The organism is Pseudomonas paraeruginosa, assembly GCF_003025345.2.
GTDB lineage: Bacteria > Pseudomonadota > Gammaproteobacteria > Pseudomonadales > Pseudomonadaceae > Pseudomonas > Pseudomonas paraeruginosa.
Genome location: NZ_CP020560.1, coordinates 2,452,987 through 2,469,519 on the forward strand (window position 1 = coordinate 2,452,987; position 16,533 = coordinate 2,469,519).

Here is a 16,533-nt window from a genome sequence, read left to right on the forward strand (position 1 = left end):
GATTCTATCAGGCCTGGGGCGAAGAGGGCGACACGTGGCTGTCGCGGATCAGCGCCAGGGGGTAGCGGTCGCCGGCCAGATAGTCGTCGATGCAGCGCAGCACCAGGTGGCTGCGCCAGCGTTGCGGCTGGGCGGCCAGCTCGTCGCGGGTCAGCCAGCGCGGACCGATGATGCCCTGGTCCAGGGCGCGTTCGGGATGGTGGCGCACGGGGCGGGCGGCGAAGCAGACGCGCTGGTAGGTGACGCCGTTGGACGGCGTGGTGTACAGGTAGATGCCGGTGACTGCGCTCAGCTCGACCTCCCAGCCGGTTTCCTCGAGGGTTTCGCGCAGGGCGGCCTCGAGCAGGCTTTCGGCGGGTTCCAGGTGGCCGGCGGGCTGGTTCAGCACCTCGCGGCCGTCGGCTCGTTCCTCGACCAGCAGGAAGCGGCCCTGGTCCTCGACGATGGTCGCTACGGTGACATGGGGGTGCCAGCTCATGGATGTCTCCTCGATACGGAAAAGGCCTCGATAAAAAAGAAACCCCGGGCGTAGGCCCGGGGTTTCCTGCTTCGTTCAGCGTGACGCCATCAGGCCAGGCTGTCGATCGCCGCGTTGAAGGTGGCGCTGGGGCGCATCACCTTGCTGGTCAGCTCCGGATTGGAGCGATAGTAGCCGCCGATCTCGGCCGGCTTGCCCTGGACGGCGTTGAGTTCGGCGACGATGGTCGCTTCCTGCTCGGTCAGGGCCTTGGCCAGCGGTGCGAAATGCGCTTTCAGTTCGGCGTCTTCGTCCTGGGCGGCCAGGGCCTGGGCCCAGTACATCGCCAGGTAGAAGTGGCTGCCGCGGTTGTCGATGTCGCCGACCTTGCGCGACGGCGACTTGTTGTTGTCCAGCAGCTTGCCGGTGGCTTCGTCCAGTGCCTTGCCGAGCAGCTTGGCCTTGGCGTTGCCGGTCTTGATCCCGGTTTCCTCCAGGGACACGGCCAAGGCCAGGAACTCGCCCAGGGAGTCCCAGCGCAGGTAGTTCTCTTCCACCAGTTGCTGGACGTGCTTGGGTGCCGAGCCGCCGGCGCCGGTTTCGTACATGCCGCCGCCCGCCATCAGCGGAACGATGGAGAGCATCTTGGCCGAGGTGCCCAGTTCCATGATCGGGAACAGGTCGGTCAGGTAGTCGCGCAGGACGTTGCCGGTCACCGAGATGGTGTCCTTGCCGCGGATCAGGCGCTCCATGCTCACGCGGATCGCCTCGTTGTAGCCCATTATGCTGATGTCGAGGCCGGTCAGGTCATGGTCCTTGAGGTAAAGCTCGACCTTCTTGCGCAGCTCGCGGTCGTGGGCGCGCTCCGGGTCCAGCCAGAAGATCGCCGGGGTGTCGGACTGGCGGGCGCGGGTGACGGCCAGCTTGACCCAGTCGCGGATCGGCGCGTCCTTGGTCTGGCAGGCGCGCCAGATGTCGCCGGTCTCCACTTCGTGCTGCATCAGCACGGTGCCGTCGGCCAGGACCACGCGCATGGTGCCGTCGGCGGTCATTTCGAAGGTCTTGTCGTGGGAGCCGTATTCCTCGGCCTTCTGCGCCATCAGGCCGACGTTCGGCACGCTGCCCATGGTGGTCGGGTCGAAGGCGCCGTTGGTCTTGCAGAAGTTGATCATCTCCTGGTAGATGCGGGCGTAGGTGCTTTCCGGCATTACCGCCTTGGTATCTTTCTGCTTGCCGTCCTTGCCCCACATCTGGCCGGAGTTGCGGATCATCGCCGGCATCGAGGCGTCGACGATGACGTCGCTCGGAATGTGCAGGTTGGTGATGCCCTTCACGGAGTCGACCATCGCCATTTCCGGGCGGTGGCTGTACACCTCGTGGATGTCGTGGAGGATCTCTTCCTGCTGGGAGGCGGGCAGCGACTTGATCTTGTCGTAGACGCTGGAGATGCCGTTGTTCGGGTTCACGCCGAGCTCTTCGAAGAGTTGGCCCCACTTGTCGAAGACGTCCTTGTAGTAGACGCTCACCGCATGCCCGAAGACGATCGGGTGGGAAATCTTCATCATGGTCGCCTTGACGTGCAGCGACCACATCACGCCGGTTTCCTTGCAGTCCTGCAGGGTCTTCTCGAAGAAGTCGCGCAGCTTGCCGCAGCTCATGAACATGCTGTCGAGCACTTCGCCTTCCTGCAGGCTCAGTTGCTTCTTCACCTCGACCTTGCCGTCCTTGCCGACGAACTCGATGCGCACGTCACCGGCCTTGGCCATGGTGATCGACTGTTCGCTGGAGAAGAAGTCGCCGCCGCGCATGTAGTCGGCGTGCGAGCGCGAGGCCATGCTCCACTTGCCCATGGAGTGCGGGTGCTTGCGGGCGTAGGCCTTCACCGCGGCCGGGGCACGGCGGTCGGAGTTGCCTTCGCGCAGGACCGGGTTCACGGCGCTGCCGAGGATCTTCGCGTAGCGTGCGCGAACCTCTTTCTCTTCGTCGGTCTGCGGGTCTTCCGGGAAGTCGGGAACCTTGTAGCCCAGGGCCTGCAGCTCGGCGATCGCGCCTTTGAGCTGCGGCACCGAGGCGCTGATGTTGGGCAGCTTGATGATGTTGGCGTCGGGCGAGGTGGCCAGGACCGCCAGGCGGGCGAGGTCGTCTTCGATACGCTGGTCGGCTTCGAGGCGGTCGGCGAAGTTGGCCAGGATGCGTCCTGCAAGAGAGATGTCGCTGGTCTCGACGTCGATGCCGGCGGAAGCGGCAAAGGCCTTGACGATGGGGAGGAGCGAGTAGGTGGCGAGCGCGGGTGCTTCGTCGGTGAAGGTGTAGGTGATCTTCGAGCGGATGGACATCTACGGTAACTCTCTTTTTTGCTGGGCGCGCACAGAGTCTCGATACGCGTTGGTGGACGCGATGCCTTCGCTCAACATCGGGTTGAATCGAAATCGAGATATGCCGCGGGATATAGGGGCGCCAGTAGAGCGTTGTACGGCGGGATCATGGTGGCGAGCCCGCCGCTGCGAGGGGAGAGGGTCTGGTCCCAGACTGCTCGGACCTCGATGACTGCGAAGTCATGTCGCGCAGTATACCATCCTCTCGATGGGCTGATGCGCTCGCCGGTTTAGACTAAGGAAGATGTGGTTTCCAGGCGGCCAACTGGGCTACCCTAGAAGGCTGCAACAGGGTTTTAACCACAACACGGAGTTCAGCATGGGATACCAAAAGATCCAGGTGCCGGCGACCGGTGACAAAATCACTGTGAATGCCGACATGTCCTTGAGCGTACCGAAGAACCCGATCATCCCGTTCATCGAAGGCGATGGCATCGGCGTCGATATCAGCCCGGTCATGATCAAGGTTGTCGACGCTGCAGTAGAAAAAGCCTACAAGGGCGAGCGCAAGATCGCCTGGATGGAAGTCTATGCCGGCGAGAAGGCCACCCAGGTCTACGACCAGGACACCTGGCTGCCCCAGGAAACCCTGGATGCCGTGCGCGACTACGTGGTTTCCATCAAGGGGCCGCTGACCACCCCGGTCGGTGGCGGCATCCGCTCCCTGAACGTGGCCCTGCGCCAGCAACTCGATCTCTACGTCTGCCAGCGCCCGGTACGCTGGTTCGAAGGCGTGCCCAGCCCGGTGAAGAAGCCTGGCGACGTGGACATGGTGATCTTCCGCGAGAACTCCGAGGACATCTATGCCGGCGTCGAGTGGAAGGCCGGTTCGCCGGAAGCGGAGAAAGTCATCAAGTTCCTCACCGAGGAAATGGGCGTCAAGAAGATCCGCTTCACCGAGAACTGCGGCATCGGCATCAAGCCGGTGTCCCAGGAAGGCACCAAGCGCCTGGTGCGCAAGGCACTGCAGTATGCCGTCGACAACGACCGCAGCTCGGTGACCCTGGTGCACAAGGGCAACATCATGAAGTTCACCGAGGGTGCCTTCAAGGACTGGGGCTACGAAGTCGCGCGCGATGAGTTCGGCGCCGAACTGCTGGACGGCGGTCCGTGGATGCAGTTCAAGAATCCGAAGACCGGCAGGAATGTCGTGATCAAGGACGTGATCGCCGACGCCATGTTGCAGCAGATCCTGCTGCGCCCGGCCGAGTACGACGTGATCGCCACCCTGAACCTGAACGGCGACTATCTCTCCGACGCCCTGGCGGCCGAGGTCGGCGGCATCGGTATCGCGCCCGGCGCCAACCTGTCCGACTCGGTGGCCATGTTCGAGGCGACCCACGGCACCGCGCCGAAATACGCCGGCCAGGACAAGGTCAACCCCGGCTCGCTGATCCTCTCCGCGGAGATGATGCTGCGCCACATGGGCTGGACCGAGGCCGCCGACCTGATCATCAAGGGCACCAACGGCGCGATCGCCGCCAAGACCGTGACCTACGACTTCGAGCGCCTGATGGACGGCGCCACCCTGCTGTCCTGCTCGGAGTTCGGCGACGCGATGATCGCCAAGATGTAAGAAGGGCAGCCGCCCGAACGAGAAAAAGGCCGGTTCGCACCGGCCTTTTTCATTTCCGCGTCCGCGCTGGTGCTCAGGCTTCGATCGGCGTCGCCTGGGGCTCCTCGAGCGGGGTGGGGGCGGAGGATGCGGCGGTTGTCGCGGTGGCGGGACTGATGTTGATGGCGTGCAGTCCCTTCGGTCCCTGGATGATCTCGAAATTGACCGGCTGGCCCGCCTTGAGTGTCTTGTAACCGTCCATCTGAATGGCCGAGTAATGGGCGAACAGGTCCTCATCTCGGCCCTCGGCCAGGATGAACCCGTAGCCCTTGGCGTTGTTGAACCACTTGACCTTACCGCTGAGCATGCTCATATCCCTCTGCAAAGGACTCCAACGCTGGAGTATCATCCACTACGATCCCGCGTCCGACCTGGGTCATGACGGGTGCGGAACCCCTGATACCCTGTAGGGGTATTCCATTGTTTGTAACACCCTTTTGCAGTTAGTCAAGGCGCTGAACCATACGCCCGAGAAACGGATCAACATCAATGTCGGTCCATAACTTTCCAGAAAGGCAAAGCTTTTTTTCCTCATGCATGCACCTAGCCAGATTCGACTAACATTCAATCAGGACCACCCCGAGCCTCATGAACACGAGGACGAAGGGGCGGGGCTCGCGGTACAGGAGTCGAAGCCTGTATTACAGCCGCCACCGTTGTATAAGGTGGTACTGTTCAACGACGATTACACGCCGATGGACTTTGTTGTTGAAGTGCTGGAAGTGTTCTTCAACATGGACCGGGAAAAAGCCACCAAGATCATGTTGACGGTACATACTCAGGGTAAGGCGGTCTGCGGCTTGTTTACCCGGGACGTGGCCGAAACCAAGGCGATGCAGGTCAATCAGTATGCGCGGGAGAGCCAGCATCCATTGCTCTGCGAGATAGAGAAAGACAGTTGATCGGATGTTTGGGAGCGAGGTGAAGCCATGTTGAATCGAGAGCTCGAAGTCACCCTCAATCTCGCCTTCAAGGAGGCGAGGGCCAAACGCCATGAATTCATGACGGTTGAGCACCTGCTGCTGGCCTTGCTGGACAACGAGGCAGCGGCAACGGTATTGCGTGCGTGCGGTGCCAACCTGGACAAGCTGCGGCGCGACCTGCAGGAATTCATCGATTCCACCACGCCGCTGATCCCGCAGCACGACGACGAGCGCGAGACCCAGCCGACGCTGGGCTTCCAGCGCGTCCTGCAGCGCGCGGTGTTCCACGTGCAGAGTTCCGGCAAGCGCGAAGTGACCGGGGCCAACGTCCTGGTGGCGATCTTCAGCGAACAGGAAAGCCAGGCGGTGTTCCTGCTCAAGCAGCAGAGCATCGCGCGTATCGATGTGGTGAACTACATCGCCCACGGCATTTCCAAGGTGCCCGGGCATGCCGAACATCCGCAGGATGGGGAGCAGGATATGCAGGATGAGGAAGGTGGCGAGTCGGCCACGTCCAACCATCCGCTGGATGCCTACGCCAGCAACCTCAACGAGCTGGCCCGCCAGGGGCGGATCGATCCGCTGGTGGGGCGCGAGCATGAAGTCGAGCGGGTGGCGCAGATCCTCGCCCGGCGGCGCAAGAACAACCCGTTGCTGGTGGGCGAGGCGGGGGTCGGCAAGACGGCCATCGCCGAAGGCCTGGCCAAGCGCATCGTCGACGGCCAGGTGCCGGACCTGCTGGCCGACAGCGTGGTCTACTCCCTCGACCTGGGCGCCTTGCTCGCGGGCACCAAGTATCGCGGCGACTTCGAGAAGCGCTTCAAGGCGTTGCTCAACGAGTTGCGCAAGCGCCCGCACGCGGTGCTGTTCATCGACGAGATCCACACCATCATCGGTGCCGGTGCGGCATCCGGCGGGGTGATGGACGCCTCCAACCTGCTCAAGCCGGTCCTGTCCTCGGGCGAGATCCGCTGCATCGGCTCGACCACCTTCCAGGAGTTTCGCGGCATCTTCGAGAAGGACCGGGCCTTGGCGCGGCGCTTCCAGAAGGTCGACGTGACCGAGCCGTCGGTGGAAGACACCTATGGCATCCTCAAGGGCCTCAAGGGGCGCTTCGAGCAGCATCACCACATCGAGTACAGTGACGAGGCGCTGCGCGCCGCGGCCGAGCTGGCGGCGCGCTACATCAACGACCGGCACATGCCGGACAAGGCCATCGATGTCATCGACGAGGCCGGCGCCTACCAGCGCCTGCAGCCGGAAGAGAAGCGCGTGAAGCGCATCGAGGTGGCGCAGGTCGAGGATATCGTGGCGAAGATCGCGCGGATCCCGCCGAAGCACGTCACCACCTCCGACAAGGAACTGCTGCGCAACCTCGAGCGCGACCTCAAGCTGACCGTGTTCGGCCAGGACGACGCCATCGAGTCGCTGTCCACCGCGATCAAGCTGTCGCGGGCCGGGCTCAAGGCGCCGGACAAACCGGTCGGCTCGTTCCTCTTCGCCGGCCCCACCGGCGTCGGCAAGACCGAGGTGGCGCGGCAGCTGGCCAAGGCGCTGGGCGTGGAGCTGGTGCGCTTCGACATGTCCGAGTACATGGAGCGGCATACCGTGTCGCGGCTGATCGGCGCGCCTCCGGGCTACGTCGGCTTCGACCAGGGCGGCCTGCTCACCGAGGCGATCACCAAGACCCCGCACTGCGTGTTGCTGCTCGACGAGATCGAGAAGGCCCACCCGGAAGTCTTCAACCTGCTGCTGCAGGTGATGGACCACGGTACCCTCACCGACAACAACGGACGCAAGGCGGATTTCCGCAACATCATCCTGATCATGACCACCAATGCCGGCGCGGAGGTGGCGGCGCGCGCGTCGATCGGCTTCAACCAGCAGGATCACACCACCGATGCGATGGAAGTGATCAAGAAGAGCTTCACTCCGGAGTTCCGCAACCGCCTGGATACCATCATCCAGTTCGGCCGCCTGAGCACCGAGACGATCAAGAGCGTGGTCGACAAGTTCCTCACCGAGCTGCAGGCGCAGCTGGAGGACAAGCGCGTCCAGCTCGAGGTCAGCGATGCGGCGCGCGGCTGGCTGGCGGAGAAGGGCTACGACGTGCAGATGGGTGCGCGACCGATGGCGCGGCTGATCCAGGACAAGATCAAGCGGCCCTTGGCCGAGGAGATCCTGTTCGGCGAGCTGGCCGAGCATGGTGGCCTGGTGCATGTCGACCTGAAGGGCGACGAGCTGGCCTTCGAGTTCGAGATCACGGCGGCGGAGCCCGCCTGATCCGGATGGCTGCAACGAAAAAGCCCGGCGCATGCCGGGCTTTTTCTTTTGCAATCGGCGAGCCGTGAAGGCTCGTGACGACTCAGCGGGCGCGGTAGGTGATGCGGCCCTTGCTCAGGTCGTAGGGCGTCAGTTCCACGCGGACCTTGTCGCCGGTGAGGATGCGGATGTAGTTCTTGCGCATTTTGCCGGAGATGTGCGCGGTGACGACGTGCCCATTTTCCAACTCCACACGGAACATGGTGTTGGGCAGGGTGTCGACGACAGTACCTTCCATTTCGAAGCTGTCTTCTTTCGACATGCAGTAGAGCCCTCGGTATCTATGGGTGGCCCTTTCAATGAGAGGTGGGCCGTGAAAAGCGGCGTGCATTGTGCCAGAAAATCGACAATAGCGCCACACGGCTATCAGGTGAGGGCGACCCAGCGCTGGTTGACGAACAGTTCGATGGGGCGGTACTGGGTCTTGTAGTTCATCTTCCGGCAATTCTTGATCCAGTAGCCCAGGTAGACGGCTTGCAGGCCCAGGCGCTCGGTCTCGGCGATCTGCCAGAGAATCGCGTAGCGTCCCAGGCTGCGCTGCTCTTCATCGGGGTCGTAGAAGGTATAGACCGCCGACAACCCGTTCGGCAGTACGTCGGTCACCGCGATGGCCAGCAGGCGTCCGTGCAGGCGGAACTCGAAGAAGCAGCAGAAGGGCAGGTCGCGGACCAGGAAGGTGGCGAACTGGTCGCGACTGGGCGGATACATGTCGCCGTCGGCGTGGCGCTGCTCGATGTAGCGGCGGTAGAGGTCGTAGTACTCCTCGTTGAAGCTCGGTCGCTTGCGGATCACCTGCAGTTCGGCGTTGCGCTTGAGGATGCGTCGCTGCTGACGGTTCGGGCTGAAGCCGGCGACCGGTATGCGCGCGGCGATGCAGGCGGTGCAATGCTGGCAGTGCGGGCGATAGAGATGGTCGCCGCTGCGACGGAAGCCGACTTCCGACAGCGAGGCGTACAACTGCGTGTCCATGGGCTGGCTGGGGTCGAGGAACAGGGTGGTGGCCTGTTCCTCGGGCAGGTAGCTGCACGGATGCGGTTGCGTCGCGTAGAACTTCAGTCGGGCGAGTTCGGTCATGGTGAACTCCAGCAGGGACCCATAAGCAAGTTTATGCCAGGCACGGAAACTCGCCTAAAAATCCAGGGTGCCGCTGGGAGATTCGTCGCGATAGCGCTGCAGGTAGTCGGCGAATGCCTCGCGGCTGATGGCGCGTGCGCCCAGGCTGTGCAGGTGGCGGGTCGGCATCTGGCAGTCGATCAATACGAAACCGGCGTCGCGCAGGTGTCGGACCAGCGTGACGAAACCCACCTTGGAGGCGTTGTCGGCGCGGCTGAACATCGACTCGCCGAAGAACAGCCGGCCCATGGCCAGGCCATACAGGCCGCCGACCAATTGCCCGGCCTGCCAGACTTCCACCGAATGGGCGACGCCGCGCAGGTGCAGCTCCTGGTAGGCCAGTTGCATCGGTGTAGTGATCCAGGTGCCGTCGGCGTAGTCGCGCGGCGCGGCGCAAGCCTGGATCACTGCCCGGAAGTCACGATTGAAAGTGACTTCGAAGCGTTGCTGGCGCAGGCACTTGGCCAGGCTGCGGGACACGTGCAGTTCCTCGGGGAACAGCACGGTGCGCGGATCGGGCGACCACCAGAGGATTGGCTGGCCATCCTGGTACCAGGGGAAGCAGCCGTGGCGGTAGGCGGCGATCAGACGGCGCGGGTCAAGGTCGCCGCCGGCCGCGAGCAGCCCGTTGGGCTCCTGCAGGGCCTTGTCGAGGGGCGGGAAATCGTAATTGGTGCGGGAAAGCCAGGTCAGCATGGCGGGGTAGGGGAGGGCGGGCCTCCCCTGGGTCCGATCAATGGTCGTCGAGGTATTTTTCGGCATCCAGAGCGGCCATGCAGCCGGCGCCGGCGGAGGTGATGGCCTGGCGGTAGACATGGTCGGCCACGTCGCCGGCGGCGAACACGCCTTCGATGCTGGTCTGGGTGGCGTTGCCTTCGCTACCGCCGTGGATCCGCAGGTAGCCGTCGCGCATTTCCAGCTGGCCCTGGAACAGGTCGGTGTTCGGCTTGTGGCCGATGGCGATGAACACGCCGGCCAGCGGCAGTTCGCTGGTGCTGCCGTCGACGGTGCTCTTCAGGCGTACGCCGGTGACGCCGCTGGCGTCGCCCAGCACTTCGTCCAGGGTGGTGTTCCAGTGCAGGCGCACGTTGCCGTTCTCGGCCTTGTCGAACAGCTTGTCCTGGAGGATCTTCTCCGAGCGCAGCTTGTCGCGGCGGTGGATCAGGTGGACTTCCTTGGCGATGTTGGCCAGGTACAGCGCTTCCTCGACGGCGGTATTGCCGCCGCCGACCACGCAGACCACCTGATTGCGGTAGAAGAAGCCATCGCAGGTGGCGCAGGCGGAAACGCCCTTGCCCATGAAGGCTTCTTCCGACGACATGCCCAGGTATTGCGCGGAGGCGCCGGTGGCAATGATCAGTGCATCGCAGGTATAAGTGCCACTATCGCCCTTCAGCGTGAACGGGCGCTGTTGCAACTCGGCGGTGTGGATGTGGTCGTAGACGATCTCGGTGTCGAAACGCTCGGCGTGCTGCTGCATGCGGGTCATCAGCGCCGGGCCGGTAAGGCCTTCGACGTCGCCCGGCCAGTTGTCGACTTCGGTGGTGGTGGTCAGTTGGCCGCCTGGCTGGATGCCGGTGATCACCACTGGCTTGAGATTGGCGCGTGCGGCGTACACGGCGGCGGTATAGCCGGCCGGACCGGAGCCCAGGATGATGAGGCGCGAATGCTTGACTTCACTCATAAAAAGACTCCATAAGCCTTTGTCACACAAGAGAATGCGTGCTCCAATGGAGCCGCCTGAAGAGATCTGCCGGCTATGCTACACCTATCCGCAAAAGGCCGGCAAAACCCCGGGCCGGGATCGGCCATCCAAGGGACGGCGCTGATTCCGGGTGTGATTTTTCAGAGTTTCCTTAAAGCCGTACAATAGGCGCGTTTTGACCAATACAGCTTCTAAAGCACCAGCCGTGCGCAGGAAAAACAGCGATTTGAAGGATTCGACCACTGCGACCCATGCCGCCGCATGGCGTCAGCAACTGCATTCCCGCCTGAAGGAAGGGGTATTGATCGCGCTCGGTGCGCTCTGCCTCTACCTCTGGATGGCATTGCTCACCTACGATCCGGCCGATCCGAGCTGGAGTCATTCGAGCCAGGTTGACCAGGTGCAGAACGCCGCCGGTCGGCTCGGTGCGGTATCCGCCGATATCCTGTTCATGACGCTCGGCTACTTCGCCTACCTCTTTCCGCTGTTGCTGGGCATCAAGACCTGGCAGGTGTTCCGCCGCCGCAACCTGCCGTGGGAATGGAACACCTGGCTGTTTTCCTGGCGCCTGGTCGGGCTGATCTTCCTGATCCTGGCCGGCTCGGCGCTGGCCTACATCCATTTCCACGCCAGCGGCCACATGCCGGCCAGCGCCTCGGCCGGCGGCGCCATCGGCCAGAGCCTGGGCCGGGTCGCGGTGGACGCGCTGAACGTGCAGGGCAGCACGCTGGTGTTCTTCGCCCTGTTCCTCTTCGGCCTGACGGTGTTCGCCGACCTCTCCTGGTTCAAGGTGATGGATGTCACCGGCAAGATCACCCTGGACTTCTTCGAGCTGATCCAGAACGCCTTCAATCGCTGGATGGGCGCGCGCGCCGAGCGCAAGCAACTGGTCGCGCAACTGCGCGAGGTCGACGAGCGTGTCGCCGAGGTGGTGGCACCGAGCGTGCCGGATCGCCGCGAGCAGTCCAAGGCCAAGGAGCGCCTGCTGGAGCGCGAAGAGGCCCTGGCCAAGCACATGAGCGAGCGGGAGAAGCGCCCGCCGCCGAAGATCGATCCGCCACCGCCGCCGAAGGCCTCGGAGCCGAGCAAGCGCGTGCTGAAAGAGAAGCAGGCGCCGCTGTTCGTCGATACGGCGGTGGAGGGCACCCTGCCGCCGCTGTCGCTGCTCGACCCGGCGGAAGTGAAGCAGAAGAGCTACTCGCCCGAGTCGCTGGAGGCGATGTCGCGCCTGCTGGAGATCAAGCTGAAGGAGTTCGGCGTCGAGGTCAGCGTGGACTCGGTGCACCCGGGCCCGGTGATCACCCGTTTCGAGATCCAGCCCGCGGCCGGGGTCAAGGTCAGCCGCATTTCCAACCTGGCCAAGGACCTGGCGCGCTCGCTAGCGGTGATCAGCGTGCGGGTGGTGGAGGTGATTCCCGGCAAGACCACCGTCGGCATCGAGATCCCCAACGAAGACCGGCAGATGGTGCGCTTCTCCGAAGTGCTGTCGTCGCCGGAGTACGACGAGCACAAGTCCACCGTGCCGCTGGCCCTGGGCCACGACATCGGCGGCCGGCCGATCATCACCGACCTGGCGAAGATGCCGCACCTGCTGGTGGCCGGTACCACCGGTTCCGGTAAGTCGGTGGGGGTCAACGCGATGCTCCTGTCGATCCTGTTCAAGTCCACGCCGAGCGAGGCGCGGCTGATCATGATCGACCCGAAGATGCTCGAACTGTCGATCTACGAGGGTATCCCGCACCTGCTCTGCCCGGTGGTCACCGACATGAAGGAAGCCGCCAACGCCCTGCGCTGGAGTGTGGCGGAGATGGAGCGGCGCTACCGCCTGATGGCAGCCATGGGCGTGCGCAACCTGGCCGGCTTCAACCGCAAGGTGAAGGACGCCGAGGAGGCCGGCACGCCGCTGACCGACCCGCTGTTCCGTCGCGAAAGCCCGGACGACGAGCCGCCGCAACTGAGCACCCTGCCGACCATCGTGGTGGTGGTCGACGAATTCGCCGACATGATGATGATCGTCGGCAAGAAGGTCGAGGAGCTTATCGCCCGTATCGCGCAGAAGGCGCGGGCGGCCGGTATCCACCTGATCCTGGCGACCCAGCGGCCGTCGGTGGACGTGATCACCGGCCTGATCAAGGCCAACATCCCGACCCGGATCGCCTTCCAGGTGTCCAGCAAGATCGACTCGCGGACCATCCTCGACCAGGGTGGCGCCGAACAGCTGCTCGGCCACGGCGACATGCTCTACCTGCCGCCGGGCACAGGCCTGCCGATCCGCGTGCACGGCGCCTTCGTTTCCGACGACGAGGTGCACCGGGTGGTCGAGGCCTGGAAGCTGCGCGGCGCGCCCGACTACATCGAGGACATCCTCGCTGGCGTCGACGAAGGCGGCGGCGGTGGCGGTTCCTTCGATGGCGGCGACGGCTCCGGCGAAGGCAGCGAGGACGACCCGCTCTACGACGAGGCGGTACGTTTCGTCACCGAGAGTCGCCGGGCATCGATCTCCGCCGTGCAACGCAAGCTGAAGATCGGCTACAACCGCGCCGCGCGGATGATCGAGGCGATGGAGATGGCCGGCGTGGTCACCCCGATGAATACCAACGGCTCCCGCGAAGTGATCGCGCCGGCGCCGGTTCGTGATTGAACCCGACAGGTTTTAGAGGATTCCGATGCGACTGATCCGCACGTTGTTCGTTGCCGCCCTGGCCATGGGCGCTTCGCTGGCCCATGCCGACGACAGCGCAGCCGTCCAGCGCCTGACCGGCCTGCTGAACAAGGCCCAGACCCTGACCGCGCGCTTCTCCCAGCTGACCCTGGACGGCAGCGGCACCCGCCTGCAGGAGACCGCCGGCCAGTTGAGCCTGAAGCGGCCGGGGCTGTTCCGCTGGCATACCGATGCGCCGAACGAGCAGTTGCTCATTTCCAACGGCGAGAAGGTCTGGCTGTACGACCCGGACCTGGAGCAGGTGACCATCCAGAAGCTCGACCAGCGCCTGACCCAGACCCCGGCGCTGCTGCTCTCCGGCGATATCTCGAAGATCAGCGAAAGCTTTGCCATCACCTACAAGGAAGGCGGCAACGTGGTCGATTTCGTGCTCAAGCCGAAGACCAAGGACACCCTCTTCGACACCTTGCGCCTGTCGTTCCGCAGCGGCAAGGTGAACGACATGCAGATGATCGATGGCGTCGGCCAGCGCACCAACATCCTGTTCTTCGATGTGAAGATGAACGAGGCGCTGGATGCGAAGCAATTCACCTTCGACGTTCCGCCGGGCGTCGACGTGATCCAGGAGTAACCGCAAGCCGTGGACCTGTTCCGCAGCGAGCCCGTCGCGCAGCCGCTGGCAGCGCGGCTACGGCCCGCCAACCTGGATGAGTACGTGGGCCAGGAGCATCTGCTGGCCCGCGGCAAGCCCTTGCGCGAGGCGCTGGAGCAGGGCGCGCTGCACTCGATGATCTTCTGGGGCCCGCCGGGGGTCGGCAAGACCACCCTGGCGCGGCTGCTGGCGCAGGTGTCGGACGCCCATTTCGAGACCATTTCCGCAGTGCTGTCCGGGGTCAAGGAGATCCGCCAGGCGGTCGAGGTGGCCAAGCAGCACGCGGCGCAATACGGGCGCCGGACCATCCTGTTCGTTGACGAGGTGCACCGCTTCAACAAGAGCCAGCAGGATGCCTTCCTGCCCTATGTGGAAGACGGCACGCTGATCTTCATTGGCGCGACCACCGAGAACCCGTCCTTCGAGTTGAACAACGCGCTGCTCTCGCGGGCTCGCGTGTATGTCCTCAAGAGTCTCGACGAAACCGCCCTGCGCAAGCTGGTGGGGCGCGCGCTGAGCGAGGAAAAGGGCCTCGGCAAGCGCAACCTGAGTCTGCCGGAAGAGAGCTTTCAGGTTCTCCTGGCCGCCGCCGACGGCGATGGTCGGCGCCTGCTGAACCTGTTGGAGAACGCTGCCGACCTCGCCGAGGACGGCAGCGAGATCAGTCCCGAGCTGTTGCAGAATCTGCTCGGCGACACCCGCCGACGTTTCGACAAGGGCGGCGAGGCGTTCTACGACCAGATCAGCGCACTGCACAAGTCGGTGCGCGGCTCCAATCCCGACGCGGCGCTGTATTGGTTCGCACGCATGCTCGACGGCGGCTGCGACCCCCTGTACATCGCCCGACGGGTGGTGCGCATGGCCAGCGAGGAGGTCGGCAACGCCGATCCGCGCGCCCTCGGCCTGTGCCTGTCGGCCTGGGATGTGCAGGAGCGCCTGGGCAGCCCGGAAGGCGAGCTGGCGGTGGCCCAGGCCATCGTCTACCTGGCCTGCGCACCGAAGAGCAACGCGGTGTACAGCGCGTTCAACGCGGCGATGCGCGATGTCGCCGAAAGCGGCTCGCGGGAAGTGCCATTGCACTTGCGCAACGCACCGACCAAATTGATGAAGAGCCTCGGCTACGGCGAAGAATACCGCTACGCCCACGACGAGCCGGATGCCTATGCCGCCGGAGAGGATTATTTCCCCGAGGATCTGGAGCCGCGGCGTTACTATCAACCGGTGCCAAGGGGCCTGGAACTGAAGATCCGCGACAAGCTGGAACACCTGGCGGAGTTGGATCGCACCAGTCCCCGCCAACGCAGAAAATCCTGAGCGGTACGGGCTCGCCGGAGCTCGCCAGGCTCGCGCGACGACGTCGATCGGGCATGGTGAAGCGCCAGCGGGGCCCCGAACCGCCGATAACCGACACGAGACGAGAAAAGAGCATGCTCGACCCCAAACTGGTACGCACCCAGCCGCAAGAAGTGGCTGCCCGCCTGGCCACCCGTGGCTTCCAACTGGACGTCGCGCGCATCGAGGCGCTGGAAGAACAGCGCAAGTCGGTGCAGACCCGTACCGAGCAGCTGCAGGCCGAGCGCAACGCGCGCTCCAAGGCGATCGGCCAGGCCAAGCAGCGTGGCGAGGACATTGCGCCGCTGCTGGCCGATGTCGACCGCATGGGCTCCGAGCTGGAAGAGGGCAAGCGCCAGCTGGACGCCATCCAGGGCGAGCTTGATTCGATGCTGCTGGGCATTCCCAACCTGCCGCACGAGTCGGTACCGGTCGGTGCCGACGAGGACGCCAACGTCGAAGTGCGTCGCTGGGGCACGCCGAAGGCCTTCGATTTCGAGGTCAAGGACCATGTCGCCCTCGGCGAGCGGCACGGCTGGCTGGATTTCGAGACCGCCGCCAAGCTCTCCGGCGCGCGCTTCGCCCTGATGCGCGGCCCGATCGCCCGCCTGCATCGCGCCCTGGCGCAGTTCATGATCAACCTGCATACCGCCGAGCACGGCTACGAGGAGGCCTACACCCCCTATCTCGTCCAGGCTCCGGCGCTGCAGGGCACCGGCCAGTTGCCGAAGTTCGAGGAAGACCTGTTCAAGATCGGTCGCGACGGCGAAGCCGACCTCTACCTGATCCCGACCGCCGAGGTCTCGCTGACCAACATCGTTTCCGGGCAGATCCTCGACGCCAGGCAGTTGCCGCTGAAGTTCGTCGCCCATACCCCGTGCTTCCGCAGCGAGGCCGGTGCCTCCGGGCGCGATACCCGGGGCATGATCCGCCAGCACCAGTTCGACAAGGTGGAGATGGTGCAGATCGTCGATCCGGCCACCTCCTACGAGGCGCTGGAAGGCCTGACCGCCAACGCCGAGCGCGTCCTGCAACTGCTCGAACTGCCGTATCGGGTGCTGGCGCTGTGCACCGGCGACATGGGCTTCGGCGCGACCAAGACCTACGACCTGGAGGTCTGGGTGCCGAGCCAGGACAAGTACCGCGAGATTTCCTCCTGCTCCAACTGCGGCGACTTCCAGGCCCGGCGCATGCAGGCCCGCTACCGCAACCCGGAAACCGGCAAGCCCGAGCTGGTGCACACCCTCAACGGCTCCGGCCTGGCCGTCGGCCGCACCCTGGTGGCGGTGCTGGAGAACTACCAGCAGGCGGACGGCTCGATCCGTGTGCCGGACGTCCTCAAGCCCTACATGGGTGGCATCGAGGTGATCGGCTGAC

General features: G+C 64.3%; 14 protein-coding genes. 7 read left to right on the plus strand and 7 right to left on the minus strand.

Going from position 1 to position 16,533, the window contains the following annotated elements; translation table 11 throughout:
* Positions 1-7 precede the first annotated feature (7 nt).
* Both B7D75_RS11890 and B7D75_RS11895 read right to left on the minus strand, forming a co-directional pair.
* Positions 8-478, minus strand: a complete 471-nt coding sequence (locus tag B7D75_RS11890; RefSeq protein ID WP_107114032.1) for an NUDIX hydrolase — start codon at positions 476-478, stop codon at positions 8-10.
* A gap of 89 nt (positions 479-567) precedes the next feature.
* The gene (locus tag B7D75_RS11895) at positions 568-2,793 is read right to left on the minus strand and encodes an NADP-dependent isocitrate dehydrogenase (RefSeq protein WP_012075453.1); all 2,226 of its coding nucleotides are present in this window, start codon (positions 2,791-2,793) and stop codon (positions 568-570) included.
* Between the two features lie 358 nt (positions 2,794-3,151).
* Between B7D75_RS11895 and icd the strand changes: the two genes are divergently transcribed.
* Complete coding sequence (gene icd, locus B7D75_RS11900) at positions 3,152-4,408, plus strand: NADP-dependent isocitrate dehydrogenase (protein WP_043098752.1); 1,257 nt, start codon at positions 3,152-3,154, stop codon at positions 4,406-4,408.
* 73 nt (positions 4,409-4,481) lie between these two features.
* Here icd and cspD read toward each other — a convergent pair whose 3' ends face one another.
* Positions 4,482-4,754, minus strand: a complete 273-nt coding sequence (gene cspD / locus B7D75_RS11905; protein WP_033996674.1) for a cold shock domain-containing protein CspD — start codon at positions 4,752-4,754, stop codon at positions 4,482-4,484.
* A gap of 226 nt (positions 4,755-4,980) precedes the next feature.
* Here cspD and clpS point away from each other — a divergent pair, with 226 nt between their 5' ends.
* Both clpS and clpA read left to right on the plus strand, forming a co-directional pair.
* Complete coding sequence (clpS, locus tag B7D75_RS11910; RefSeq protein ID WP_003097649.1) at positions 4,981-5,349, plus strand: ATP-dependent Clp protease adapter ClpS; 369 nt, start codon at positions 4,981-4,983, stop codon at positions 5,347-5,349.
* A 27-nt stretch (positions 5,350-5,376) separates the two neighbouring features.
* On the plus strand, positions 5,377-7,653 hold the full coding sequence (gene clpA, locus B7D75_RS11915) for an ATP-dependent Clp protease ATP-binding subunit ClpA (protein WP_003090432.1): 2,277 nt from the start codon (positions 5,377-5,379) through the stop codon (positions 7,651-7,653).
* An 82-nt stretch (positions 7,654-7,735) separates the two neighbouring features.
* Here the strand turns inward: clpA and infA are convergent, their stop codons facing one another.
* The 4 genes from infA to trxB form a co-directional block, all read right to left on the minus strand.
* Positions 7,736-7,954, minus strand: coding sequence for a translation initiation factor IF-1 (infA, locus tag B7D75_RS11920; RefSeq protein WP_002553999.1), 219 nt, complete (start codon positions 7,952-7,954; stop codon positions 7,736-7,738).
* A gap of 104 nt (positions 7,955-8,058) precedes the next feature.
* Entirely contained in the window at positions 8,059-8,766 is a 708-nt protein-coding gene (locus B7D75_RS11925) for an arginyltransferase (protein WP_003097644.1), read from the minus strand.
* Between the two features lie 54 nt (positions 8,767-8,820).
* Positions 8,821-9,501 carry a leucyl/phenylalanyl-tRNA--protein transferase gene (gene aat, locus B7D75_RS11930; protein ID WP_003153203.1) on the minus strand — a complete coding sequence of 227 codons (681 nt, stop codon included), beginning with the start codon at positions 9,499-9,501 and terminating at the stop codon, positions 8,821-8,823.
* Positions 9,502-9,538: 37 nt separating this feature from the next.
* Complete coding sequence (trxB, locus tag B7D75_RS11935; protein ID WP_012075456.1) at positions 9,539-10,489, minus strand: thioredoxin-disulfide reductase; 951 nt, start codon at positions 10,487-10,489, stop codon at positions 9,539-9,541.
* Between the two features lie 226 nt (positions 10,490-10,715).
* Between trxB and ftsK the strand changes: the two genes are divergently transcribed.
* From ftsK to serS, 4 genes are all read left to right on the plus strand, one after another.
* Positions 10,716-13,151 (plus strand): DNA translocase FtsK, encoded by a 2,436-nt coding sequence (gene ftsK / locus B7D75_RS11940; protein WP_074197315.1) that lies wholly within the window; start codon positions 10,716-10,718, stop codon positions 13,149-13,151.
* Between the two features lie 25 nt (positions 13,152-13,176).
* Positions 13,177-13,803, plus strand: coding sequence for an outer membrane lipoprotein chaperone LolA (gene lolA, locus B7D75_RS11945; RefSeq protein WP_003090414.1), 627 nt, complete (start codon positions 13,177-13,179; stop codon positions 13,801-13,803).
* Positions 13,804-13,812: 9 nt separating this feature from the next.
* Positions 13,813-15,138, plus strand: a complete 1,326-nt coding sequence (locus B7D75_RS11950) for a replication-associated recombination protein A (RefSeq protein ID WP_107114033.1) — start codon at positions 13,813-13,815, stop codon at positions 15,136-15,138.
* A 113-nt stretch (positions 15,139-15,251) separates the two neighbouring features.
* On the plus strand, positions 15,252-16,532 hold the full coding sequence (gene serS / locus B7D75_RS11955; protein ID WP_034082492.1) for a serine--tRNA ligase: 1,281 nt from the start codon (positions 15,252-15,254) through the stop codon (positions 16,530-16,532).
* The last annotated feature ends 1 nt before the right edge of the window (position 16,533 follow it).